This is a genomic window from Actinoplanes sp. ATCC 53533 (assembly GCF_003947245.1).
Genome location: NZ_QHHV01000059.1, coordinates 193,589 through 215,985 on the forward strand (window position 1 = coordinate 193,589; position 22,397 = coordinate 215,985).

Below are 22,397 nucleotides of genomic sequence, written 5' to 3' on the forward strand. Positions count from 1 at the left end.
GGGGCCCCGGCGCAGGCGCGCGGCCAACGGTCAGCTCCGCGGCCGACCTGGTGGCCCAGCGCGGCCCCGCGCCCGATCAGGGTGGTGACCACGGCCGTCAGCTGTCGCGGCGGCATGCCCGGGCCGGTCGCCGATCGATCACCCGGTCCCGCGCAGTGGCCAGGCTACCCAGCTCGTGCGGGGTGGCGCCGAGCTGACGGACCAGTTCGTCGAACCGGTCGACCGGCGGCACGATCTGGCCGGTCAGGTAGGCGCCGATGATGCCGTGTGACCAGCCCGTCCGGCCCGCCAACTCCCGGTAGGACATGGCCGGCGCCCGCTGGGTGCGGGCCTGACGGTTGCGCAACCGGCGAAGCAGACCCGCGAGTTCGGCGGGAGTGGAGACCATCGTCGCGGCATCGGCCACCGTGTCGCTTGCCATCGGTTCCCCTTCGCACCCGGCCCGACCGTCGCGCCGGGCTCGCGTACAGCACAGCAGAGCACCACTTGACGACTGCTGTCCGAACGCTTGACGAGCATGGAACGCCCTGGTCAGACGGCTTGCCGGCAGCCACCGGCCGGGCCGGCCACGCGCGTGCCGACGGCCGAGGCGGTGCGCTCGGCGGTCACCGTGATGGCGGTGTGGGTCGATCCGTGTCCAGCGTTGTCCAAGATGCGGTCGTGGGCGTCGGCCGGAACAGCACAATGCTTGCGTGGTCAAGCCGACTGCGGTGCTCACCGGCGCGGACGGCGGCACCGCGCCGATCGCGGTCGGCACCGTGACCGTCAAGCGGGACACGGCGAAGCCGAAATCGGCGGTGACCAAGCCGAAGCGTCCGGTGACCGCTGTGTCGACCGACTGGTCCGACCGGGCCGGCACCACCGCCAAGGTGACCCAGAAGTTCACCCGCGCCTGACGCGACCGAGCGGGCATCGCCCCACGGGGCGATGCCCGCTCGGGATCCTCCCCAACTGCCCGAGGGCTATCCGGTCAGTGACTGTGGCCGGTGCGACAGCGGCCGGTGGGTCACTGACGCCGACCATCGACTGCCGTCAAACCGGCGCAGTCCGAGACAGTCGAGGATTCTCAGCTTGTCGGCGTTCGTCGCCAGGTAGGCGAGGTTCTCGAAGTAGCTCCAGTAGGCTTCGGCATCGCAACTCAGCGTCCGTTCCGCTTCGGCGTATGGCTGCAAGATCTTCCACGCCACCTGAACCCTGCCATGGACGTAACTGAGTATTTGCGCCCTGTCGGCGGTAGGAAGCATGACCAGCAGGCCATAATCGCCGTAGTGATGGCCGACCCGGTAGACGTGCGCTCGCACCTCCGGGGAGAGGCCGGACAATCCGACGTCGGAGCTGAATTCGTCGGTCAGTTGGCGCAGAACGAAATGTTCGCTCTGCTGGAACGCGTCGGTTCGATACTCCGCACTCAGGCTCAACAGGAGTGTCCTGGTATGTGAGTCCCGGCTCGTCGAGCGAGCGATCCGATGTTGCCGAGCGGTCAGCACGAGAGCAATGATCGAGAGCGATACCGCTACCAGGCTCTGAATCGTCCCGACGGCCATGAGATCTCCTGAGGTACGCCCCGTTTCCGCCAAGGAGGTACAGCGGCACCAGGGTATGAGATTCAGGCAAGTCGATCGTCGATGCGCCGTATCGCAGCACCTCAGTCACATCTCGGCCCGGTCGGTGATCTGCCCCGGATCGGGGGGATGCCAGCTCAGTCACCCCAGTCGAGCTGATGATCCGGCACGCCGGCGGCGCGGCCGTGCTCCACCGCGGCTCGCCTGCCGGACTCGTCGCCTATCGCGTAGCGGAACACCCGCCGCGGAAAGACAACCACGTGCTCATCGCCGACCCGAAAGTCGGCATACCACCCCCGGTCGTCCGCGAGCCCGGCGGCCAGCGCCTCGGCGAGCTCGTCGGCGGTCCGATCCGGCGCCTCGACGTCGAGCAAGGTCCACGTGTCCGGCTGGCCCGCTGCCGCCGAGCGGGACACGTCCTCGCGGGCGATGCGGACGATGCGGAGATCGGGCACCCGGATGTCACAGCCGACGCGGAGACTCTCGGCCAGGATCCGTCCCTGAAGCATCGGAGAATTGTGCCACCTCAGTCGGGCAGGCGCAGCGCATCGATGGCGTCGACGTATTTGAGCAGCAGCCTGGCGAAATCGAGCCGTTCGGATTCCGGCCAGTCGCGGGTGATGAACTCGAACGCGGCGCGCTGGTGCTGGCGGAAGCGCTCCAGGGTCGCGGTGCCGTCGGGGCTGAGCCGCAGGACCGTGCGCCGGCCGTCGCGCTGGGATGCGGCCCGGACCAGGTAGCCGGCGCCGATGCAGTCCGAGACCATGCGGCTGGCGACCGACGGGTCGATCCCCAGCCGCTCGGCGACGTCGCCGACGGTGATCTCGTCGTCGGCGGCCTCGTTGACGATGTTGAGCACGAGCGTGCGGGTCAGGTCCTTGGGCGACACCGGTTGCTGCACGTCGAGGAGCACGCTGCGTCGCAGCCGGGAGAACGCCGGACCGACCGCGTCGAGCAGGCGGGCCGACTCTTGCTTCGCTGCCATGGCCAGACCTTAAACGATTGACGGCCATGCTGCATGTGTTAGCTTGCAGACATGTGCATGACAACATGCATATCCACGAAACCCAGGGAGAAGCCATGACCATCCTCATCACCGGCGCGCGCGGCACGGTCGGCGGCGGCGTCCTCCGGCGGCTGCACGCCACCGGGCATCGCCTGCGCGCCGCCAGCCGCGAGCCGGATCGCCTCGCCGTACCCGAAGGTGTCGAGACCGCGCTGCTCGACCTGGCCAAGCCGGAGTCCGGCGCGCTGGACGGCGTCAGCCGGGTGTTCCTCTACGCGGAACCCGAGGGCATCGACGAGTTCGTCCGCGCCGCCGAGGCGGCCGGCGTCGAGCGGATCGTGCTGCTGTCGAGCTCGGCGGTGCTGTCACCGACCGCGATGGACAGCCCGCTCGGCCGCCACCACCTGTTGGTCGAGCGCGCCCTGCTGCGCTCCGGCATCCCCGTCACGATCCTGCGACCCGACGCCTTCGCGGGCAACGCGTTCGGCTGGCTGCCCGCGATCCGCGCCGGCGGCCCGGTCGAACAGGCGTATCCGGAGGCCGCCGTGGCGCCCATCCACGAGGACGACATCGTCGACGTGGCCGTGCTGGCGCTCACCGGCGACCGCCTCGCCGACCAGACCCTCACGCTCACCGGACCGCGGTCGATCAGCCTGCGCGAACAGATCCACGTGATCGCGCACCGGCTCGGCTGCGAGGTTCGCGTGCGCGAGCTGACCCGGGCCGAGGCCGAGGAGAAAATGGCCCGGTCCATGCCGGCCGAGTTCGTCACCTCGCTGCTCGACTTCTGGGCCGTCGCCGTCGCCGGTCCGGCCACCGTCAGCGACGCCGAGCGGGTGACCGGCAAGCCGGCCCGCACCTTCGAGCAATGGGCCGACGAGCGCCTCGAAACCGGCCGCTGATCTGGGCCGAAGCGTGGCCGCCGGGCCGAAGCGTGTCGCAAGCCTGGAGTGCACAGAACCGCCAGAAGCAGCCGCCGGCCGCGACGGCGCTCACGCGCTGCGTTACCCGGCGGCTCTCCGCGCTGGGGGAGGGGCGGTGCTGCCGCGGACGACCAGGTGGGGTTCGAGCACGATCTCCTGGGTCTGGGTTCGGCCGCCGTCCAGGCGTTCGATGGTCGCCTCGACGGCGAGCCGGGCCTGTTCCCGTGGTTCCTGGCTGACGGTCGTCAGGTTCACGCGGTGCAGCTGGGCCAGGATGCTGTTGTCGTAGCCGGTGACCGACATCGTCCCGGGGATGCTGATGCCGGCCCGGTCGAGGTTGTCGAGGACGCCGATCGCGCACCGGTCGTTGTAGGCGACGATGGCGGTGACCCCGGCGGCCGGGTCCAGCGCGTCGGCTGCCTGGATGCCGGTGGATTCGGTCTCGCCGCCGGGAAGGATCAGCGGCGCGAGCCCGTGGTGCTCCATCGCCTCGGTGTACGCGCGGCGGCGCTCGGCGGAGACGAAGCCGTCGCCGCCGTCGGCGTGCGCGATGCGCCGGTGGCCGAGCCCGACGAGATGGTCGACGACCAGGCGGAAGCCCTGCCGGTCGGCGGTGCGGACGACGTCGAAGCCCGGCAGCTCGATGGGCCGGCCGATGGAGACGACGGGAATCCCGGTGGTGAGCTCCGCCAGGTCCTCGGCCGGTAGCCGCGAGCCGAGCAGGAGCAGGGCCTCGCAGCGGAAGTCGAGCAGGGTCTCGATCGCCAGCCGCTCGCCGTGCGACGGGGTCACGCCGCCGAGCCCGACCTCGTAGCCGCTGAGGTCGGCCACCCGCTGGATCTCCTCGATCAGTTCCGCCTGGAACGGGTTGCCCGGGGTCATGGTCACCCCGATCATCCGGGACCGGCGCCGGGCCAGCAGGCTGGCGGTCCGGTTGGTGCGGTAACCCAGCCGGTCGGCGATCGCCAGGACGCGGGCCGTGGTTTCCGCGCTCGGGCCCGGCGTGCCGCTGAGGATCATCGATACGAGCCCCTTGGAGACTCCCGCCTCCGCGCAGATGTCGCGGATCGTCGGGCGTCGCCGGGACTCGTCCCGCGGCTGCTTCGGTGGCTGCTCGCTGGCCAAACTCGCACTCCAGGGTCGGCATCAAGCCCGAAACATGTTGTTGACACGCACGGGGGTGTGACGGATGCTACAGCCATCGTTTGAACCGGTTTAAAGGATCCGTACAGCAGAGCGAAACGCCTGCTGGGACCGGTTTCATCAGCCTGCCCAACAGTGCTCGGGAGGAGTCTGCATGCGCAATGATCGCATGGGGGTAGCGGTGATCGGGGCCGGCATGGCGGGCCGGTCCCACGCGGCCGGTTACCGTGCCGCCACCACCTGCTACGAGTCCGGCCTGCCGCCGGTTGATCTGGTCGCGATCGCCGACCTCAACCCAGGGTTCGCCGAGGAGACCGCCCGCCGGTTCGGCTACGCCCGCGCCGAGTCGTCCTGGCAGGCGATCGCCGCGGCGCCGGACATCGACGTGGTCAGCGTGGTGGTCGCCAACCACCTGCACCGGGAGGTCGTGCTGGGGCTGCTGGCGGCCGGCAAGCACGTGCTCTGCGAGAAGCCCTTCGCGCCGACCGTCGGTGACGCCGAGGCCATGGTCGCCGCGGCCGCCGCCGCGCCGCACCTGCAGGCCGGCGTCGGGTTCACCTTCCGGCGGTCGCCGGCGATCGCGGCTGTCAAACACCGGGTGGAAAGCGGCGCGATGGGCCGGCTCCGGCACTTCAACGGCCGCTACTGGTGCGACTACGGCAGCGACCCGAACGGCCCGATGAGCTGGCGTTACAAGGGCGGCCCGGGCTCCGGCGCGCTGGCCGACATCGGCAGCCACCTGGTGGACCTGGCCGAGTTCCTGTGCGGCCCGATCGCCTCGGTGCGCGGCGCGACGCTGTCCACCTTCGTCGAGCGGCGGGCGCTGCCGCTGACCGCCGGGGTGGGCCACGCCGCCACCCAACTGAGCGACGTCACGGAGCCGGTGGAGAACGAGGACCTGGTGACCTTCTCCGCCGCGTTCTCCTCCGGGACCACCGCGACGATGTCGGCGTCGCGGGTCGCCATCGGCCTGGCCAACAGCCTCGGCTTCGACCTGTTCGGCGAGCACGCCGCGGCGAGCTACGAGCTCGACCGGCCCGGGCAGTTCGGCTACTTCGACCGGGCGGTCACCGACGACACCACCGGCTACCGCACGGTGCCGGTCGGCCCGGCACACCCGTACGTGTCCGGCGGGTTCCCGATGGACTTCCCGGGCGTCGGCTTCGGGCAGAACGACCTGTTCGTCTTCCAGGCGCGCGCCTTCCTGGAACAGGTAGCCGGCCTGGACGGGCTGCCGCGGGTGCCCTCGTTCGCCGAGGGCCTGCGCAACCTCCGGCTGCTCGCCGCCGTCACCGAGTCCGCCCGCCTGGGCGGCGCCGAAGTGGAGATCCGATGAAGCTGGGTGCGTACACCGCCTGCCTGCACGACCGTTCGCTGCCCGCCGCGCTCTCCATTCTCGCCTCGATGGGGCTGGAGAGCGCCGAGGTCAACTCCGGGGGATTCATCCCGGAGCCGCACCTGCCGGTGGCCGACGTGCTCGCCGGCGAGCAGGCCCGGCAGGACTACCTGGGCGTCTTCGCCGAGCACGGGATCGCCCTGACCGCGCTGAACTGCAACGGCAACCCCCTGCATCCGCACCCGGAGGTGCGGGAGAAACATTCGGCGGACCTGCTGCGCTCCATCGAGGTGGCCGCCCGGCTCGGCGTCCGGCGGGTGGTGGCGATGTCCGGTACGCCGGCAGCCAGCGCGACCGGCACCGGCCCGGCGTGGAACGTGATGCCGTGGGACAGCGCCTATCTCGACGTGCGGGACTACCAGTGGAACGAGGTCGCGATCCCGTTCTGGCGGACCGTGCAGGAGCGGGCCGCGCACTTCGACGTCAAGGTCGCCATCGAGATGCATCCGCACAACGTGGTCTACAACCCGGCCACGCTGCTGCGGCTGGTCGAGTCGATCAACGCCACCCACGTGGGGGCGGAACTCGATCCCTCGCACCTGTTCTGGCAGGGGATCGAGCCGATCGAGGCGGTCGGCCACCTGGGCGACCTGGTCTACAACGCGGCCGCCAAGGACACCCGGATCAATGCCGCCGCCCGGATCAACGGGGTGCTCGACGACCGCTTCGCCCGGGTCCGGCCCGATGAGCCCGGCGCCGTCGGCCTGGGCGGGCCGTTCACGCTCAGCCGCTGGCCGGAGAACTCGTCGTGGGACTTCGTGGCCGTCGGCCGCGGGCACGACGTCGGCTGGTGGCGCGGCTTCCTGCGGGCGCTGGAGCAGATCGACCCGGACATGGCGGTCAACATCGAGCACGAGGACCAGGAGCTCAGCCAGCTCGACGGCCTTGGCTTCGCGGCCAAGACGCTGCTGGAGGCCGCCGGCCGCTGACGCCGGCAAGCATCGCTTGCTTTGTGAGCACGGGGGCGAAACACCCGCATTCCTCTTCCCGTAAAAGGAGCATAAAACCATGGATACCACCGTGCTGCGCCGCATACGCGGTCTGGCCTTCCTCGCCTCGGCGGGGTTGATCCTCACCGCCTGCCAGAGTGGCTCGACGTCGAACACCGACGCGAAACCGGACGCCTCGGCCGCTCCGACCGCCGCCGGCGCCGCCGCACCCAGCGGAGCCATTTCGATCTTCGTGGTCGGCGGCAAGTCCGACGACCCGTTCTGGTCGAAGGTGAAGCGCGGCGTCGACGACGCCGCGAAGGTGGTCGAGGCCAACGGCGGCAAGGTCACCTGGCTGGGCCCGCAGAACTACGACAACCTCGGGCCCGACGCCGCGAAGCTGATCTCCACCGCGAAGAGCCAGGGCGCCACGGCCGTGATCGGGGCCGACTGGGTGCCCGACGCGCAGGACCAGGCGTTCAAGGCGGTCACCAGCAGCGGTGTGCCGGTCTTTCTGTACAACGCGGGCGGGACCGAGGCCGCCAAGAAGATCGGCGCGCTGACCTACACCGGCTCCGACGAGCTGGTGGCCGGCAAAGCGGGCGGCCAGTTCTTCGCCCAGAACGGCGCCAAGAACGTCCTCTGCGTCAACACCCTGCCCGGCGCCGCGAACACCGAGGCGCGCTGCAAGGGAATCGCCGAGGGCGCGGCGCCCGGCAAGTCGACCCAGCTTCCGCTGGCCTCCTCCAACTTCGGTAACCCGACCGCGGTGACCCAGGCGATCAAGGCCGCGCTGCTGAAGGACAGCGGCATCGACGGCGTCGTCACGATCAGCACGACGGACGCCGACAGCGCCGCGGCCGCGATCGAGCAGGCCGGCGCCGGCGGCAAGGTCAAGCTGGGCACCTTCGACATGGACGACAACCAGCTCTCCCGGATCAAGGGCGGCAAGCAGCTCTTCTGCATCGACCAGCAGCCGTACCTGCAGGGCTACCTGGCCGTGTCGCAGGCGTACGCGTACAACGCCTACGGCCTGCTGCTGCCGCAGAGCGGGCTGCTCACCGGCCCGGCCGTCATCAACTCCACCAATGTCGACCAGGCCCTCGCCGGCGCGAAGGCCGGAGTTCGCTGAATCGCCGAGATGGCGGGCCCGCTCAACCGGGCCCGCCCGAGTGGATGGAGTGCAAGTGACTGTTGATAGTTCTCGTGCCGCGCCCGCGATCGCTGCCAGCCGCGACCTCTCGGCCGGGCGCCCGCTGCGCGAGCTGATGCGCCGGCCGGAGGCCGGCGCCCTGATCGGGACCCTGGGCGTGTTCGCCTTCTTCGCCGTCTTCGGCGGCGACAAGTTCCTCTCCGCCGCCGGCGCGGCCAGCTGGCTCAACGTGGCCGCGGAACTCGGCATCATCGCCGTACCCGTCGGCCTGCTCATGATCGCCGGCGAGCTCGACCTCTCGGTCGGTTCGGTCGTGGCCGCCAGTTCCATGACCCTCGCGGTCGTCTCCGGGCACTGGGGCGGGCCGATGATCCTCGGCATCGGGCTGGCCCTGGCCGTCGGGCTGGCCACCGGGCTGGTCAACGGGCTGGTCGTGACCCGGACCAACGTGCCGTCCTTCGTGGTCACCCTGGCCACCCTCTCCGCGCTGGCCGGGCTCACCCTCGGGCTGTCCCGGGTGATCACCGGCACCACCAGCGTGGGTCTGCGGCCCGATCCGGCGTCCAAGGGCGCCCTCGGCACGCTCATCGGCGGGCAGTTCGAGGTGGCGATCTTCTGGTGGATCGGGGTGGCCGCCTGCGTGGCGTGGATGCTGCAGGAGAGCCGTTACGGCAACTGGATCTTCGCGGTGGGCGGCGACAAGGAGAGCGCGCGGGCCACCGGCATACCCACCGAGAAGGTCAAGATCGCCCTCTACGCCGGCAGCGGCCTCGGGGCCGCGCTCGTCGGGGTGATCCAGACGATCATGTACAACGGCGCGCAGGTGGCCAACGGCCAGTCCTTCGTCTTCAACTCGATCATCGCCGTGGTCATCGGCGGGGTGCTGCTCACCGGCGGCTACGGTTCCGTGATCGGCGTCATCCTGGGCACGCTCACCTTCGCCATCGTCAACCAGGGCATCTACTACACCGGCTGGAATTCCGACTGGGCCGCCCTGATCCTCGGGATCCTGCTGCTGGTCGCCGTCCTGATGAACAACACCTTCCGCCGGCTCGCGCTCTCCTCCGGCCCCCGTACGAACAGGAAGGCATGACGATGGCCGCGCCCCTGCTGAAACTGGAAGACGTCGGCAAGTCCTATGTGGGCACCAACGCGCTGTCCGGCGTGTCGCTGGAGGTCGACGCCGGCAAGGTGCTCTGCCTGCTCGGCGACAACGGCGCCGGCAAGTCCACCCTCATCAAGATCCTCTCCGGGGTGCACACCCCGTCCGAGGGCACCATCGAGATCAACGGCACCCCGGTACGGTTCGCCAGCCCCCGGGACGCCGCGGCCCGCGGCATCGCCACGGTGCACCAGTTCGGCGGCACGTTCCCGCTGATGAGCGTCGGGCGGTCGTTCTTCGTCGGCGCCGAGCCGATGAAGCGGTGGGGGCCGCTGCGCCGCTTCGACAAGAAGCTGGCCGGCGAGATCGCCGTCCGCGAGATGCAGTCGCTGGGCATCACCCGGGTCACCGACGGGCGGCGCCTGGTCGGCAGCCTCTCCGGCGGTGAGCGCCAGGCCCTCGCCATCGCGCGGGCGGTCTACTTCGGCGCGACCGTGCTGATCCTCGACGAGCCGACCGCCGCGCTCGGCGTCAAGGAGGCCACGCACGTCCTACGGATCATCATGCAGGCGCGGAGCAAGGGCATCGCGGTCATCTTCGTCACCCACAACGTGCTGCACGCGATGTCGGTCGGCGACCACTTCGCGGTGCTGATCCGCGGGGAGAAGGCGGACGACTTCCGCAAGGGCGAACGCACCCGGGAACAGATCACCGACCTGATGGCCGGCGGCGAGGCCATGGCCGCCCTGGAGGCCGAGCTCGCCGACATGCAGGCCGACGCCGACCAGGCCGCCCGATGAGGAGCGCATTCGACCGATTCTGACGCCCTGAGCAGGGGAATGTGCCGTGGAGCACTTGGTGCCGCAGCTGAGGCCCGTCGTCGCGTCGTCATGCAGCAGACCCGCGCCGATAGCCCGTCCGGATGCGACCGTTCCGCTGCCCCCGGCTCGCCGGACGGTAGGTGGTGGAGGCCATGGACTGGATGCCGCCGCAGCGCTTCTGGCCGTGGGGCGGTTGCGGTCCTGTCGCCCAGAAGAGGCGCGCACGGTCCCGTCCTCCCAGATCACCGGGTCGGGGGAGCTCGCGTATCCGTCGAACATCGCCTTGTTCCGGCTGTCGACGGCTATCCCCCGCAAGGCGAAGGCGAGCCCGTCCGGGGGACGACGCCCACCCGGTCAGCTCCGTCTTGTCGCCCGTCGAAATACTGGGAGACGCGGCGGGGTTCAGGCGGTGGCCCGCATCGAGGCACCAATCGATTCCGTCGTCGGAGGCGGCGCTCGTGATGACGGCAGCTGATCGGGAGCCCGCGGGGGATCGTCGGGAGTACATCCGGAACCGGCCGGTGCCCACTCGATCGGTCGGCGGCGCGGCGACCTTAGGGGGTGCGCGGCGATCCGGGGCGTCAGTGGTGCAGTCAGTGGTGCAGGTGGATGCGGGTGGTCGTGCCGGCCGGGGTGGTGTGCACGCGGACCAGGTCGCAGAGCTGATGGATCATCAGCAGCCCTCGGCCGCCGGATAGTGAACCGGCCGGCACCGGGATTCGCCCGGCCAGGGGGTGGCTGAGGTAGCCGCGGTCGGTCACCTGGCAGACCAGCCGGTCCGGCTCGGTCCAGAGCGCGATCTCGCCGGTGCCGTCGCCGTGCTCGACGGCGTTGGCGGCCAGCTCGTTGACGGCGAGGGTGAGGTCGGCGACCCGCTCGGGGGTCAGCCCCGCCCGGTTGGCGTGGTCGGTGATGAAGCGGCGGACGGCCGGCAGGTTGCTGGGGCCGACCGTGATGGTGGCCGCGTCGGTGGGAGGGCCGGGTAGGGGCAGGTTGAAGCCGGCTGCGACCACGGTGGGGTCGTCGTAGTGGGCACTGTCGAAGCGGCGATCGCCGTCCCAAATGACAGGATGTGTGGTGTATGCGTCGGTTATCCACTCCGGGTCGAGCAGTTCGGTGTTGTAGGGGCACAGGATGGTGGCCGCCCGGCCGGTGAACGCGGCGTTGATCAAGGCCTCGTGCTGGGCGCAGGCCGGATACTCGGTGGCGCTGCGGCCGGCCCAGATGGGTTCGCCGATCAGCCGTACCCGCTGCCCGGGGTGGGCGTCGGCGAAGGCGAGCAGGACGGTGGGGATGATCCGGCCCGGGTTGCGCCCGGCCGCGGTCATGTCGCGCAGCAGCACCCGCTGCGCGTCCGCGCCGAGGGCCTGGCGGATCAGTTCCAGGTTCGGCCCGGGGACGGCGACCGCGACCGGCTCCCCGGCGGCCAGCCCGTCGCGGATGAACGGCACGGTGCCGGCCAGGTATTCCTCGTCGTCGCGGTAGAACAGCGCCGGGTGGACGAACTCCTCCTGCATGGTGGCGGCACTCATGCGACCAGCTCCGTCCCTGGGCTGTCGATTTCCGCGGCCCGGGTCAGGCACGTCTGGGACAACTGTAGAACGCCGCGATGATCGAGGACCCACTCCACCACCCCACAGGGGGGTGCGGTGGCCCGGCGGACCTAACACGTTTCTGACTTCCGGGCGAGAGGCTGGCCGCCGGCCCGGGGCACGTCCCGGCGCCGGCCGGACAGAGAGGCAGCTACATGCGGAGAAGTCGGTTACTCGTGGTGATCGCGATCGCGCTGACCGCGTTGCCGGGGTGCGGGTCGGGCCTGTCTGCGGCGGACGGGGGAGCGGCGAACGGGGGAGCGAAGGTGGCCACCCTGACCAGCGCCGGGACCGCGCCGAGCGCCTCGGCGCAGCCGAAGGCGGAGCGCCCGCGCGAGCGGCTCGACAGCACGCCCGAGGAGTACGAGGCGCTGATGGTGCCCTACAACAAGTGCATGCAGGAGCACGGTGGCGCGGTCAAGTCGAACGCCAAGGCGGGGGCGCGGGCGGTGACGAAAAAGGAAGCCGACCAGGCCGAGGAGGCGAACCGGATCTGTGAGCCGCAGTTCCTGCCGCTGCCGCCCTGGGAGAAGGACCCGGCCAATCCGCAGGCCCGGGACTTCGCGATCGCCGTGGTGAAGTGCCTGAAGGAGAAGGGCGTCAAATACGTGGAGGTCAGCGAGGACGGCATCAGCCTGGCGCTCGGCGGCGACCAGAACGACTCCCGCTCGATCAGCAAGGGCATGGACCTCATGCCCGAGTGCGAGCGCGCGGTCGCCGCCCAGCTCAAGTAGCCGACGGTGCCGACGAGCGCGGCGGCCGGATCTCCGGCCGCCGCGCGTCCCGGTCAGACGGTGGCGAGGGCCTGGGTCGGGGTCAGGCGGGCCGCCCGTACGCACGGGTAGACGCCCGCGATCACCCCGATGACGACGGCCCCGCCCACCCCGGCGGCGGCCGACCCGGTGGGCACCACGATCGGCCACTGCTGCCAGGTCGCGTAGCCGATCGTGGCGAGCAGGCCCAGCCCGGTGCCGGCCAGTCCGCCGATCGCGGCCAGCACGACCGACTCGGTGAGGAACTGGCCGCGGATCTGCCCGCGCGTCGCGCCGAGCGCCCGCCGCAGGCCGATCTCGGAGCGTCGCTCCAGCACCGAGACGACCATCGTGTTGGCCACGCCGATGCCGCCGACGATCAGGGCCACCGCGGCCAGGGCGAGGAAGAGCACCGAGAGGCTGCTCTCGGTGGCCCGCTTCGCGGCCAGCGCGTCCGAGGGCCGGGTGACCAGCACCTGGCCGGGCCGCTCGGGGTAGATCGTCTCGGCCAGGACACTGCGGACCGCCTCGATCTGCGGCTCCTCGCACTGCACGTAGAGGACGGTCGGGTGGCCGTCGAAGCGCAGCTCGGTCCGGGCCGCCGCCCAGCCGATCAGCACCGACCGGTCGATGTCCGGCGAGAGGGGGGTCGCGGCCAGGACACCGATCACGGTGAACCGGCGGTCCGCGATCATCACCTGCGGCGCGGCCTGGCCGGCGGGCAGATCGGCGATGCCGAGCCGGGTGGCGGCCACCGAGCCGAGGACGACCGTGGGAAACGCCGCCGTGGCCGGGTTCAGCCACTCGCCGTACCGGATCCGGGCGTTGATCGTGGGCAGCAGGTCCAGCTGGCTGGCGAGCACGGTCAGCCCGGAGCCGTCGTCCGGGTCGGTGCGGTCGTTGCGGCGTACCAGGGTGTGGGTGTTGCCGACCGCGCTGGCCGCGGTGATCGGGCCGATCCGTCGCACCATGCCCAGGGCCGATTCCGGCAGCCGCACCGGCGGATCCTGGTTGGGCACCGCCGTGGCCTGCAGGGTGTTCGTGCCGAGCGCGGTCAGCTTGTCGAGCAGGTCCGCCTGGCTGGACGCCGGGATGCCGGTCACCACGACCATCGTGGCGATGCCGACCGCGATGCCCAGCGCGGACAGGATCGCCTGGGCCGGCCGGGTCCGCAGCCCCATCAACCCCAGCCCGAGCAGGTCCAGCGGAGCCAGCCGGACCGGGCGCGCCGGCCGGGTCATCGACCGGCCGCCGGCGACCCGTCGCGGACCAGCCGCCCGTCGCGGATCTCGATCTGCCGGGGCAGCGAGGCCGCGATGTCCCGGTCATGGGTGATCAGGACGATGGTGGTGCCCTCCTCGTTGAGCCGGCGCAGCAGCCCCAGCACGGCCTGCCCGGTGGCGGTGTCCAGCGCCCCGGTCGGTTCGTCGGCGAGCACCAGCGACGGCCGGTTGACCAGCGCCCGGGCGATCGCGACGCGTTGCCGTTCGCCGCCGGACAGGTGCTGCGGGCGGTGGTCGGCCCGATGCGCCAGGCCGACCCGGGCCAGCGCCTGCCGGGCCCGCTCGCGCCGGTGCCGGCGCGGCACCCCGGCGTAGAGCAGGCCGGTGGCGACGTTGTCGGTGGCGCTGAGGCCGTCGGTGAGGTGGAACTGCTGGAAGACGAAGCCGATCTCGCGCGCCCGGAGGGCGGACAGGTGCCGGTCGCCGAGCCGGGCGACGTCCTGGCCGGAGATCCGGACCGTGCCCGAGGTGGGCCGGTCCAGCGTGCCGATGATGTTGAGCAGGGTGGACTTGCCCGATCCGGACGGCCCCACGATCGCCACCAGTTCCCCGGCGACGATGTCCAGGGCGGCGCCGGCCAGGGCGGTCACCCCGCCGGGATAGACCATCCCCACATCTCGCAGGGACAGGACGGGTGCCACGGTCACGAGGAGACCACCACGTCCGTGCCCTCGGTGAGTCCCTCGCCGGTGACCTCGACCCACCCGTCGGCGAACATGCCGGTGCGCACCGCGACCAGGCCGGCCGGCCCCTGCAGGGCGTAGCCGCCCTCGGTGAGCGCCACCAGCGCCTCGACCGGCGCGGCGAGCACGTCCCGCACGGACCGGCCGGCGAAGTTCACCTTGACGTCGGCGGAGTCGAGCCCGGCGATGCTCTTCGGGTCGTCGACGGTCACGGTGACGGTCAAGGTCGGGGCCCCGTCGGCGCCGCTGCCCTCGGCGGTGGCGAGGTCGCGGCCGACGGAGACGACCCGGGCTTTCGCAGTACGCTCGTCGGGCAGCACCACCGTGACCTTGTCGCCCCGCTGGATCGAACCGGCGTCGGACAGTTCCGCGGCCACGGTGACCACCTTGCGGGTCGGGGTCACCGACATCAGCACCGCGTTCGCCGGGGAGCCGGGCTGCACCGTGACCGCCTCCACCCGGATCGCGCCGCTGAGCACCTCGACGTCACCCAGCGTCACTGTGCCGGTGACCGGTTGGCCGGTGTCGTTCTGCCAGCTCTTGATCGCCTTGATCAGCCGCGCCGTGAGGACGCCCTCGCCTTCTTTGACCCGTACGGAAGTGGTCTTGCCGGCTGCGGGTTTCGGGTCGGTGGTTTTGGGATCGGCGGTTTTGGGATCGGCGGTTTTGGGGCCGGCGGGCGGCGTGGACTGCACGACCCGCTCGCCTTCCGCGGGCTGGCGGCCGATCGAGTAGCCGAGCGCCGCGAGATTCCGCGCGATGATCTGGACATCGCGGCCGACCATGTTCCCGCCGGCGATCGCGCGGTACAGCGGCATGCTGCCGTAGAACAACGTCACCGGCCGGTCGTCGGCCCGGAGCAACTGCCCGCCCCGCTTGATCGTGGCGCCGGCCGGCGGCAGCCAGGTCACCGTCGCCTCCTTGTGCGCGGCCAGCGGGCGCGGCGCGCCGTACCCGATGCTCCCCGGCAGCGACGTGGTGGTGGAGAGGTCCCGGCGCTCGATCTTCGCCGTCGCGACCGCGCCCGGCTGCTCCGGCCGCGGCGCGCCGGCGGCCCGGTGCCGGGTCACCACGACCGCCGCGCCGGCGGCCAGTGCCGCGACGACGAGGCCCGCGACCAGCCACCGGACGAACCGGCGCCGCCGCGGTGGCGGGTCGGTGACCAACGGTATGAGCTCGGTAGCGGCGTCAGGCATCGGATGCATGCCGACGAGCGTGACCGGTACTCGTTAGGAAGCTGTCAGATCTCGTCGGGCAATCGGGCGGACGGCCCCGGCCCTGCGAGAGAGCCGGGGCGACCGCCGGGTGCGCTAGATCAGGTAGCCGGCGAGGGCGATGCTCTGGTCGCGCAGGGCCTGGGCGACGGTGCGCGAGATCCGCGCCGCGCCGGCGGCCTCGAAGTGCGTGTGGTCGTTGCAGAAGAACGCCCCGACCGCACCCTGGGTGTAGTCGCCGTTGTTGGGGCACAGGCGGAGCGAGTTGTAGAGCGCGACACTGCGCTGGTGCAGGTCGATGACGGGCACGCCGTTGGCTGAGCCGGCCGCGAAGGTCTCGTTGACGAAGCCGCGGTTCCCGACGGCCGTGCTGCCCGAACACCTGATCGCGGCGACCGGCGTGACGAAGACCGGGTTGGCGCCGCGCTGACGGGCGGCCTGCGCCAGCACGCCCAGCAGTTCCCGGTAGCGCGCCGTGCCGACGTGCCGCGGACAGGCACGGTCCCCGTCGTTGATGCCGAACTGGATGAGCAGATAGTCGCCCGCCTTCATGCCGGTGCTCGTGTTGAGCATCGCCTGCCATCGGGCGGAGTAGGTCTTCGGGTTGACGACGCACTCGCCGGCGGCGTCCATGGTGCTGGTGACGTTGGGGTCGTACAGCCAGGTCTGGATGCTGCGGCCGCCCTGCGCGCTGTTGACGACGGTGACGTCGGAGGTGAACAGCGCGTCGAACTCCCGGCCCCAGCCGATCGGGCACGCTCCGCTGGAGGAGCCGTTCGCCACCGTGGAGTCACCCGCCAGCCACACCTTGATCGGTGCGGCGGCCGCGACCAGGTCCGAACCGGAGCCTTCGGTGGCGGACGCGGTGGAAGACGCGGTGGTGTTGCAGGTGGCCGCGGACCCGCCCGCGCCGGCGGCGGCGCTGTCGATCTCGTAGCCCGTGCTCAGCGGCAGGGCGAGGGCCAGGACCAACAGCCAGCGCCGGGGCTTCCAGACGTTCTTCATCGGTTCTCCCCACAAGGGTGCGACGGGTTCAGAGTCGGGCGGCGATGATCGGGGCGAGGCGATCAGCGATCTTCCGCTGGCCCTGGTCGTTGGGGTGCACGTTGTCGACCGTGTCGGTGGACTCGGTGATCCAGCCCTCGGTGTTGACGAAGAACACGTTGCGGTCGCCGGCGGTGGTGCGCGCGGTCACCGCGTTCTGGGTCTGCGTGACGAAGCGCTTGCGGAACGTCTGCATCGCGAAGATGGCGGCGTTCGGGTATTTCTGCCGGACGCGCTCCAGCAGCGTCACGTACGTGGCCTGGAACTCCGGGGTGTGCACGCCGTGGCCGGAGTCGTTGGTGCCGAGGTTGATCACCACCGCGTCGGCCCGGTAGCGCGCGAAGTTCCAGTCCGGTGAGCCGGGCTCGGCCCCGGTCTTGAGGAACTGCACGCTCAGGCCGACGCAGCCGTCGGCCGTGGCGACCAGGCAGGCGCCGCCCTGGGCGATCTGGGTGTGCTCGACCTTGAGCCGCTCGCCGACCAGCCAGCCGTACGCGGTCAGCGCCTGCTTGGAGGACAACTGGCCCACCGTGATGGAGTCACCGATGAACTCGATGGTCCGCGCGGAGACCGGCGGGGCGAACGTCTGCGCGCCGGCGTCGAGGACCACACCCTGGTACACGGCGTCGCCATGGTAGGAGCCGGCAACCGGACGGTACGACACCCGGAGCGTGTGGTTGCCGGCGGCGAGCGAGGTCGGGGTGAGGTTCACCGTGCCGCTGACGTTCTTGTACGCCACGTCCGGGCCGCCGTCGATGCTGGCGAAGAAGTCGATCGCGTTGCGCTGTTTCAGCTTCACCGTCCGGCCGGTGAAGCCGACCTTGACGTAGCCGCCGGCCCACTTGGACACGTACCGGGCGGTGGAGCTGGTGTCCCAGCGCCCGACGAACTTGACGTTCGGGTCCGTCGGCGAGCCGTCGCCGACCGCGGCGGTGGCGGGCAGCCCGGTCAGCGCTCCCACGGCGACGATCGCCACCATGGCGGCGGCGAGCAAGGCACGTCCTGGCAATGCGGCGATCGGCACGACAATGTCCTTTCTGGAGTGGCCTACCGGAGGAAGCGGACGAGGGACAGGCCACGCTCGCGGATGCCTCGCACGACGAGGTCGGCCATCTGGGTGGCGCCGTCCTGCGAGAAATGGGTGTTGTCGGTGACGCCGTCGGTCGCGGCGCTCAGGAACAGCCGCGTCGAGTTCGCCGGGCCGAGCGATTCGACCAGGGCCTCGCTGCGCGCGGTCAGGTCGATGACCGGCACGTTCCGGGCGGTGCCGAGGGCGCGCATCTCGGCGGGCAGGTCCACCCCGAGGCCGTTGACGTGCAGGGCGGTCGGGGTGAGCTGACTGCCGCTGAACAGCCGGCGCACGGGCGGGGTCACCAGCACCGGCACCCCGCCCCGGGCCCGAACCTGGCTGATCATGGTGGTCAGGTTGTCGCGGTAGGCGGCCGCGGTGGTTTGCTTGTCGTTGTGCCCGAACTGAATCAGCACCAGATCGTGCTGCCGGATCAGCGGCCGCACGGTCGGGAACAGGGCGGCGTCGGCGAGGAAACTGCCGGAGCTCTCGCCGGAGTCGGAGTAGTTGGCGACGACGGCGCCCGGGCCGACCCGGCCGGTGATCATCTGTCCCCAGCCGGTGTAGGGCTGAGTGGGCTGGTCACAGACCGTGGAATCGCCGGCCAGGTAGACGGCGAGCGGGGCACGTGCCGGAGTGACCGTTACCGCGGTGACCTTCGGCGCCGTCCCGGCGAACGTGATGTCGAGGCCGGGTGTGCCGGTGCCGCCCTGGCCGGTCGGCTGCCCCTCCGGCTGGCGCACGTTGACCGTGGCGGAATATCTCGCGACCGTTCCCGGCGCGGTGCTCACGGCGGGCAGGATGAGACGTCGGGCCTCGACCCACATCGAGGTGTTCCCGGCCGCCGCGGTGTCACCGATCGACACGGCGACGTCATAGTTGCCCGGAGCGAGGGCGTAGTGGCAGGTGACCGGTGACGTGCCCGTGCACTGCACGGGCAGCGCGGCGGTGGCGGTGGCGCCGGCGGTGGCGGGCATGGTCATCCCGATCGGGGTGCTGACGATCAGGCCCGTCACGGCGGCAGCCACCATGACACGGGCCCGTGGTTGCTTCCTCAAGCCTGTCCTCCAGCGCCGACGGCCAGCGTTGACGACCAGCCCTTAGTTAGTTTGATACCTCAACTTATCGCTTACATTCACGACAGTCAATGAAAGGTCTTCCCGATGAGATCTCCCTTCGGCCTGGAAGGTAAGACCGCCCTCGTCACGGGCGGAAACCAAGGGCTCGGCAAGGCGTTCGCCCTGGGCCTGGCGCAGGCGGGCGCGCGAGTCGCCATCTCCGGCCGGCGGGCGGAGGCGAACCGGGCAGCCGCCGCGCAGGCCGCGGAGGCGGGCTTCGACTACGTCACCATCACGGCCGACATCACCGATGACGCCCAGGTCTCAGCCATGACGGAGCAGGCGCTCAACGCCTTCGACGGCCGGATCGACATCCTGGTCAACAACGCGGGAACGTGCTATCACGCGCCGTCCTTCGACGTGACCGACGACGAGTGGTCCGGCGTCTTCGACCTCAACGTCCGCGCGCTCTGGAAGACGTCCCTCGCCGTGGGCGCCGGCATGCGCCGCCACGGCGCCGGCTCGATCGTCAACATCGGCAGCATGTCGGGCATCATCGTCAACCGCCCGCAATGGCAGCTCGCGTACAACGCGTCGAAGGCCGCGGTGCACCACCTCACCAAGTCGATGGCGGTGGAATGGGCGCCGTACGGGATCCGGGTCAACGCCGTCGCGCCCGGATACGTCAAGACCGAGATGGCGCCGGTGGACCGGCCGGAGTTCCGGCGCCACTGGATCGAGGACTGCCCCCAGCAACGCTTCGCGCTGCCGGAGGAGATCGCTCCCAGCGTCGTCTTCCTCGCCAGTGACGCCGCGTCCTTCATCACCGGGTCGATTCTCGTGGCCGACGGCGGCTACACCGCGGTCTGACGGTCTCGCCCGGTGCCGGGGCGGGATGCCCGCCCCGGCTCGCCGGTCAGCCGCAGCGCTTGCCGCTGTTGATGCAGGCGGCGATCTTCTTCATCTGGCGGTCGGAGTTGACGTTGACGAAGTCGTTGTGGTCGGAGAAGGGGTTGTGGTTCTCCTCGGGGAAGGAGTCCAGGGCGAACTGGCCCTTGTCCTGCACGGCGCGGGGGATGTCGTAGGAGATGCTGATCCGCAGCTGGGGGATGGCGGTGAAGCCCTGGGGACAGGCCCCGGTCCTGGTGTCGGCGAAGGACAGGTGGGCGCGGTGGTTGTCGCTGTCGATGTCCTGGCCGTTCCAGCAGCCCGGGAAGTCCTGGACGCGCATGACCTGGCTGCCGCCGGGGCAGATCGGGTATTTGTCGGAGAGCCGGTCGGCGAAGCCGGAGCAGGTCCAGGTGGCGCGGGCGTTGGCCGGGCCGCGGCTGGTGGGCTTGGCGTCGCCGGTCAGGGCCCGCAGGAAGCGCGGCATCGGGGTCACCTTGCTCGTGGCGTTGCCGCGGTATTCGATCAGGACGGCGGCGGGACGGACGATGGCGCCGGTGTTGCCGGGGAGTTCGAGGTTCGGGCCGCTCGGGGCCTGGAGTTCCTTGTCGCCGCCGGCGGCGGGCGGAGTGCTGGCCGGCGGGGCGCTGGGCGCCGGAGCCGGGGTGTCCTGCCCCTTGCCGATGGTGCAGGCGGCGAGCTTGTCCAGCCCGGCCGGCCGGGCTGCGCGGCGGCTGATGGCGATGCCGATCCGGTCGATCGTCGCGGTCCGCTTCGACTGCAGGGCGCCGAGCACGCCGCCGTCGCCGGGGGCCTGGACCAGGCGCTCGTCGGCGTTGGCGATCTGCTGGTCGAGCTCGGCCAGGTTGCGGTTCACCTCGTCGACGGCCTGCTCCGGGACGTCGGCGAGCTTGTCGCGTACGGAGGGGCAGCGCACGTTCGGGTTGGCGACGCTGCGGGTGTTCGCGGTGGCGTGCCCGGCGTGCATGCCGTCGTAGCTGACCTCGCACTCGACCAGGGAGACCAGCCCGGCGGGTTTGCGGCCCTGCCGGGTGAGCATGCTGCTGATCTTCTTCAGCGCGGTGGCCCGCTGGGCGCGGAGCGGCCGGATCACCGAGTTGTTGAAGTCGGCGTCGATCTGCCCGCGGCTGGCGGCGATCCGCTCGTTGGCGGCGGCCTGGGCGCGGTCCAGTTTGGCCAGTTGGCGGTCGACGGCGGCCCGTACGCCGGCCGGCATGGCCGGGAGCCGGTCGCGCACGGTCGGGCAGGAGACCGTCGGCACGGTGTCGGCGAGGGCGGCGGCGGTGTCGGCGCGGACAGCCTTGTCGATGCGGACGACGGGCCAGAAGTAGGAGGACTTGTCGCCGTTGCGGCAGGTGGTGCCGGAGGCGGCGAGGACCTCATCGGGGGTGTCGGCGGTGATGGCCTGGTTGCCGACGAAGTCGTGGACGTGCTCGGCGCCGTTCTTGATGCCGGGCTGGGCGACCGGGTTGTCGGGGCTGAACTTGCCGTTGCCGTTGGTGCCGCAGTCCACAGTGAACACGCCGGTGGCGGCGCCGCGTTGTGGTCGCGGGATCACGACGTTCGGCGCGACCTTCGCGATGGCCACGAAGTCGGCGAGGCTGGTCTCCGCGGCCGCTTCGCCCTTTCCGCCGCTGGACACGAAGTAGCCCGTGGCCCCGGCTGTCACGATGAGCGTCGCCGCCACCGCGACCATGCGTCCGGTACGGGTTCTCTTTCTGGCCTTCATCGAGGGGTCTCCTTCTGTGGGGTGAAGGGCGCGGATCGCGCTTATGTGCCGGGGTACGCACGCCCCCGGCCGGGTCGATCAGCCTTCGCCGGGTGCGTCACCGGTCGGTAAGATCTCCGCACCTTCAGGCCCGATGCGACTACGGAACGTTCAGCTCGGCGTCGTCGGCGGGAAGGCATTACGCACTGACGGCCGGTCGACCCGTTGGCGTCGCAGGAATCCCTCGTCTTCGACCGCAGGCACCACGTGATGATCGCGGTGAACGCCGGCAGCAACTCGGTCACCACCTTCCAGGTGCGGGACGGCAAGCTCACCCACCCGCGCACGGTGAAGTCCGGCGGCGACTTCCCGGCGAGCATCGCGGTGTCCGGTCGGACCGTGTACGTCCTCAACGCCGGCGGCACCACGAACGTGACCGGCTTCCGGCTGACCCACGACGGGCTGCGCCCGCTCGCCGGCTCGACCCGGAAGCTGGGCATCACCAACGACGCCGTGCCGCTGTTCACCGATTCCCCGCCGCAGGTCGGCTTCAGCCCCGACGGCCGGCAACTGCTGGTCACCACGAAGAGCAAGAACACGATTGAGGTCTTCGCGGTAGCCGAGAACGGCCTGCTCTCCGACGAACCGGTTTCCACCGCGTCGACCGGGGCCGTGCCGTTTTCGTTCGTCTTCGACCAGGCCGGTCACCTGCTCGTCACGGAGGCCGCCAAGTCCGGGGTCACCTCGTACACGCTGGGCGAGGACGGCACCCTGGACGTCATCACCCCGTCGGTGGAGTCGGGTCAGCAGGTGCTGTGCTGGATCGCCCGAGCCGGCGAGTTCTTCTATGGCACCAACCCGGGCAGTTCGACCATCAGCCTCTACACGGTCGACGGCGAGGGAAAGGTCAGCATCGGCGGCGAGGACGGCGAGCTCACCCTCGTCGAGACCGAGAACCAGGGCCTGCCCGTCTTCGCCGACGGATCCGGCATGGCGGGCCTGGTCGTCTGGTAGCAGGCGCGAGCCGCAGAAACGTATACGGGCGGGCCC

The 22,397-nt window shown here is 70.9% G+C and carries 23 protein-coding genes; 10 read left to right on the forward strand and 13 right to left on the reverse strand.

The window, feature by feature from the left end; all coding sequences use genetic code 11:
- Positions 1 to 97: 97 nt before the first annotated feature.
- Positions 98 to 421 carry a helix-turn-helix domain-containing protein gene (locus DMB66_RS20750; protein WP_125805753.1) on the reverse strand — a complete coding sequence of 108 codons (324 nt, stop codon included), beginning with the start codon at positions 419 to 421 and terminating at the stop codon, positions 98 to 100.
- Between the two features lie 271 nt (positions 422 to 692).
- On the opposite strand from DMB66_RS20750, the gene DMB66_RS20755 reads away from it, so the two are divergent.
- Positions 693 to 896, forward strand: a complete 204-nt coding sequence (locus DMB66_RS20755; RefSeq protein WP_125805754.1) for a hypothetical protein — start codon at positions 693 to 695, stop codon at positions 894 to 896.
- A 66-nt stretch (positions 897 to 962) separates the two neighbouring features.
- Here DMB66_RS20755 and DMB66_RS20760 read toward each other — a convergent pair whose 3' ends face one another.
- The 3 genes from DMB66_RS20760 to DMB66_RS20770 all read right to left on the reverse strand — a co-directional run bounded on the left by DMB66_RS20760 (position 963) and on the right by DMB66_RS20770 (position 2,547).
- A complete protein-coding gene (locus DMB66_RS20760; RefSeq protein WP_125805755.1) occupies positions 963 to 1,544 on the reverse strand; it encodes a hypothetical protein in 582 nt (193 codons plus the stop codon).
- Between the two features lie 155 nt (positions 1,545 to 1,699).
- Positions 1,700 to 2,071 carry a hypothetical protein gene (locus tag DMB66_RS20765; protein WP_125805756.1) on the reverse strand — a complete coding sequence of 124 codons (372 nt, stop codon included), beginning with the start codon at positions 2,069 to 2,071 and terminating at the stop codon, positions 1,700 to 1,702.
- A 17-nt stretch (positions 2,072 to 2,088) separates the two neighbouring features.
- Positions 2,089 to 2,547: a MarR family winged helix-turn-helix transcriptional regulator gene (locus DMB66_RS20770; protein ID WP_125805757.1), complete on the reverse strand. Its 459-nt coding sequence runs from the start codon at positions 2,545 to 2,547 to the stop codon at positions 2,089 to 2,091.
- A gap of 95 nt (positions 2,548 to 2,642) precedes the next feature.
- Here DMB66_RS20770 and DMB66_RS20775 point away from each other — a divergent pair, with 95 nt between their 5' ends.
- Positions 2,643 to 3,470 carry an NAD(P)H-binding protein gene (locus tag DMB66_RS20775; protein ID WP_125805758.1) on the forward strand — a complete coding sequence of 276 codons (828 nt, stop codon included), beginning with the start codon at positions 2,643 to 2,645 and terminating at the stop codon, positions 3,468 to 3,470.
- A gap of 102 nt (positions 3,471 to 3,572) precedes the next feature.
- Here the strand turns inward: DMB66_RS20775 and DMB66_RS20780 are convergent, their stop codons facing one another.
- Positions 3,573 to 4,616 carry a LacI family DNA-binding transcriptional regulator gene (locus DMB66_RS20780; protein WP_233624732.1) on the reverse strand — a complete coding sequence of 348 codons (1,044 nt, stop codon included), beginning with the start codon at positions 4,614 to 4,616 and terminating at the stop codon, positions 3,573 to 3,575.
- A 172-nt stretch (positions 4,617 to 4,788) separates the two neighbouring features.
- Here DMB66_RS20780 and DMB66_RS20785 point away from each other — a divergent pair, with 172 nt between their 5' ends.
- From DMB66_RS20785 to DMB66_RS20805, 5 genes are all read left to right on the forward strand, one after another.
- Entirely contained in the window at positions 4,789 to 5,970 is a 1,182-nt protein-coding gene (locus tag DMB66_RS20785; protein WP_125805759.1) for a Gfo/Idh/MocA family protein, read from the forward strand.
- The gene (locus DMB66_RS20790) at positions 5,967 to 6,959 is read left to right on the forward strand and encodes a sugar phosphate isomerase/epimerase (RefSeq protein WP_125805760.1); all 993 of its coding nucleotides are present in this window, start codon (positions 5,967 to 5,969) and stop codon (positions 6,957 to 6,959) included. The genes DMB66_RS20785 and DMB66_RS20790 overlap by 4 nt, the downstream gene beginning before the upstream one ends.
- Before the next feature lie 79 nt (positions 6,960 to 7,038).
- Complete coding sequence (locus tag DMB66_RS20795; protein WP_125805761.1) at positions 7,039 to 8,091, forward strand: substrate-binding domain-containing protein; 1,053 nt, start codon at positions 7,039 to 7,041, stop codon at positions 8,089 to 8,091.
- Positions 8,092 to 8,146: 55 nt separating this feature from the next.
- Positions 8,147 to 9,205: an ABC transporter permease gene (locus tag DMB66_RS20800; RefSeq protein ID WP_199752526.1), complete on the forward strand. Its 1,059-nt coding sequence runs from the start codon at positions 8,147 to 8,149 to the stop codon at positions 9,203 to 9,205.
- Between the two features lie 2 nt (positions 9,206 to 9,207).
- The gene (locus DMB66_RS20805; RefSeq protein WP_125805762.1) at positions 9,208 to 10,014 is read left to right on the forward strand and encodes an ATP-binding cassette domain-containing protein; all 807 of its coding nucleotides are present in this window, start codon (positions 9,208 to 9,210) and stop codon (positions 10,012 to 10,014) included.
- Between the two features lie 614 nt (positions 10,015 to 10,628).
- Here the strand turns inward: DMB66_RS20805 and DMB66_RS20810 are convergent.
- A complete protein-coding gene (locus tag DMB66_RS20810) occupies positions 10,629 to 11,567 on the reverse strand; it encodes a sensor histidine kinase (RefSeq protein ID WP_125805763.1) in 939 nt (312 codons plus the stop codon).
- A gap of 215 nt (positions 11,568 to 11,782) precedes the next feature.
- On the opposite strand from DMB66_RS20810, the gene DMB66_RS20815 reads away from it, so the two are divergent.
- Positions 11,783 to 12,361 carry a hypothetical protein gene (locus DMB66_RS20815; RefSeq protein ID WP_125805764.1) on the forward strand — a complete coding sequence of 193 codons (579 nt, stop codon included), beginning with the start codon at positions 11,783 to 11,785 and terminating at the stop codon, positions 12,359 to 12,361.
- 53 nt (positions 12,362 to 12,414) lie between these two features.
- Here the strand turns inward: DMB66_RS20815 and DMB66_RS20820 are convergent, their stop codons facing one another.
- From DMB66_RS20820 to DMB66_RS20845, 6 genes are all read right to left on the reverse strand, one after another.
- Positions 12,415 to 13,620 (reverse strand): ABC transporter permease, encoded by a 1,206-nt coding sequence (locus tag DMB66_RS20820; RefSeq protein WP_125805765.1) that lies wholly within the window; start codon positions 13,618 to 13,620, stop codon positions 12,415 to 12,417.
- The gene (locus DMB66_RS20825; RefSeq protein ID WP_125805793.1) at positions 13,617 to 14,270 is read right to left on the reverse strand and encodes an ABC transporter ATP-binding protein; all 654 of its coding nucleotides are present in this window, start codon (positions 14,268 to 14,270) and stop codon (positions 13,617 to 13,619) included. The genes DMB66_RS20820 and DMB66_RS20825 overlap by 4 nt, the downstream gene beginning before the upstream one ends.
- Positions 14,271 to 14,305: 35 nt before the next feature.
- Positions 14,306 to 15,550 (reverse strand): hypothetical protein, encoded by a 1,245-nt coding sequence (locus tag DMB66_RS61275; protein WP_158647303.1) that lies wholly within the window; start codon positions 15,548 to 15,550, stop codon positions 14,306 to 14,308.
- 105 nt (positions 15,551 to 15,655) lie between these two features.
- The gene (locus DMB66_RS20835; RefSeq protein ID WP_125805766.1) at positions 15,656 to 16,564 is read right to left on the reverse strand and encodes an SGNH/GDSL hydrolase family protein; all 909 of its coding nucleotides are present in this window, start codon (positions 16,562 to 16,564) and stop codon (positions 15,656 to 15,658) included.
- A 28-nt stretch (positions 16,565 to 16,592) separates the two neighbouring features.
- Entirely contained in the window at positions 16,593 to 17,627 is a 1,035-nt protein-coding gene (locus DMB66_RS20840; RefSeq protein WP_233624733.1) for an SGNH/GDSL hydrolase family protein, read from the reverse strand.
- A gap of 23 nt (positions 17,628 to 17,650) precedes the next feature.
- Entirely contained in the window at positions 17,651 to 18,688 is a 1,038-nt protein-coding gene (locus tag DMB66_RS20845; RefSeq protein WP_199752530.1) for a rhamnogalacturonan acetylesterase, read from the reverse strand.
- A 147-nt stretch (positions 18,689 to 18,835) separates the two neighbouring features.
- On the opposite strand from DMB66_RS20845, the gene DMB66_RS20850 reads away from it, so the two are divergent.
- Positions 18,836 to 19,600 (forward strand): SDR family NAD(P)-dependent oxidoreductase, encoded by a 765-nt coding sequence (locus DMB66_RS20850; RefSeq protein ID WP_125805767.1) that lies wholly within the window; start codon positions 18,836 to 18,838, stop codon positions 19,598 to 19,600.
- Positions 19,601 to 19,646: 46 nt separating this feature from the next.
- On the opposite strand, the gene DMB66_RS20855 is transcribed toward DMB66_RS20850, so the two are convergent.
- Positions 19,647 to 21,368 carry a DUF1996 domain-containing protein gene (locus tag DMB66_RS20855; protein ID WP_125805768.1) on the reverse strand — a complete coding sequence of 574 codons (1,722 nt, stop codon included), beginning with the start codon at positions 21,366 to 21,368 and terminating at the stop codon, positions 19,647 to 19,649.
- A gap of 204 nt (positions 21,369 to 21,572) precedes the next feature.
- Here DMB66_RS20855 and DMB66_RS20860 point away from each other — a divergent pair, with 204 nt between their 5' ends.
- Positions 21,573 to 22,361, forward strand: coding sequence for a beta-propeller fold lactonase family protein (locus DMB66_RS20860; RefSeq protein WP_125805769.1), 789 nt, complete (start codon positions 21,573 to 21,575; stop codon positions 22,359 to 22,361).
- The last annotated feature ends 36 nt before the right edge of the window (positions 22,362 to 22,397 follow it).

What these genes read in the sequence shown, in the direction of transcription:
- DMB66_RS20750 (WP_125805753.1), bottom strand. Translation starts at nt 421, where the DNA reads ATGGCAAGCGACACGGTGGCCGATGCCGCGACGATGGTCTCCACTCCC.
- DMB66_RS20760 (WP_125805755.1), bottom strand. Translation starts at nt 1,544, where the DNA reads ATGGCCGTCGGGACGATTCAGAGCCTGGTAGCGGTATCGCTCTCGATC.
- DMB66_RS20765 (WP_125805756.1), bottom strand. Translation starts at nt 2,071, where the DNA reads ATGCTTCAGGGACGGATCCTGGCCGAGAGTCTCCGCGTCGGCTGTGAC.
- DMB66_RS20770 (WP_125805757.1), bottom strand. Translation starts at nt 2,547, where the DNA reads ATGGCAGCGAAGCAAGAGTCGGCCCGCCTGCTCGACGCGGTCGGTCCG.
- DMB66_RS20775 (WP_125805758.1), top strand. Translation starts at nt 2,643, where the DNA reads ATGACCATCCTCATCACCGGCGCGCGCGGCACGGTCGGCGGCGGCGTC.
- DMB66_RS20785 (WP_125805759.1), top strand. Translation starts at nt 4,789, where the DNA reads ATGCGCAATGATCGCATGGGGGTAGCGGTGATCGGGGCCGGCATGGCG.
- DMB66_RS20790 (WP_125805760.1), top strand. Translation starts at nt 5,967, where the DNA reads ATGAAGCTGGGTGCGTACACCGCCTGCCTGCACGACCGTTCGCTGCCC.
- DMB66_RS20795 (WP_125805761.1), top strand. Translation starts at nt 7,039, where the DNA reads ATGGATACCACCGTGCTGCGCCGCATACGCGGTCTGGCCTTCCTCGCC.
- DMB66_RS20805 (WP_125805762.1), top strand. Translation starts at nt 9,208, where the DNA reads ATGGCCGCGCCCCTGCTGAAACTGGAAGACGTCGGCAAGTCCTATGTG.
- DMB66_RS20810 (WP_125805763.1), bottom strand. Translation starts at nt 11,567, where the DNA reads ATGAGTGCCGCCACCATGCAGGAGGAGTTCGTCCACCCGGCGCTGTTC.
- DMB66_RS20815 (WP_125805764.1), top strand. Translation starts at nt 11,783, where the DNA reads ATGCGGAGAAGTCGGTTACTCGTGGTGATCGCGATCGCGCTGACCGCG.
- DMB66_RS20820 (WP_125805765.1), bottom strand. Translation starts at nt 13,620, where the DNA reads ATGACCCGGCCGGCGCGCCCGGTCCGGCTGGCTCCGCTGGACCTGCTC.
- DMB66_RS20825 (WP_125805793.1), bottom strand. Translation starts at nt 14,270, where the DNA reads ATGGTCTATCCCGGCGGGGTGACCGCCCTGGCCGGCGCCGCCCTGGAC.
- DMB66_RS61275 (WP_158647303.1), bottom strand. Translation starts at nt 15,550, where the DNA reads ATGCATCCGATGCCTGACGCCGCTACCGAGCTCATACCGTTGGTCACC.
- DMB66_RS20835 (WP_125805766.1), bottom strand. Translation starts at nt 16,564, where the DNA reads ATGAAGAACGTCTGGAAGCCCCGGCGCTGGCTGTTGGTCCTGGCCCTC.
- DMB66_RS20850 (WP_125805767.1), top strand. Translation starts at nt 18,836, where the DNA reads ATGAGATCTCCCTTCGGCCTGGAAGGTAAGACCGCCCTCGTCACGGGC.
- DMB66_RS20855 (WP_125805768.1), bottom strand. Translation starts at nt 21,368, where the DNA reads ATGAAGGCCAGAAAGAGAACCCGTACCGGACGCATGGTCGCGGTGGCG.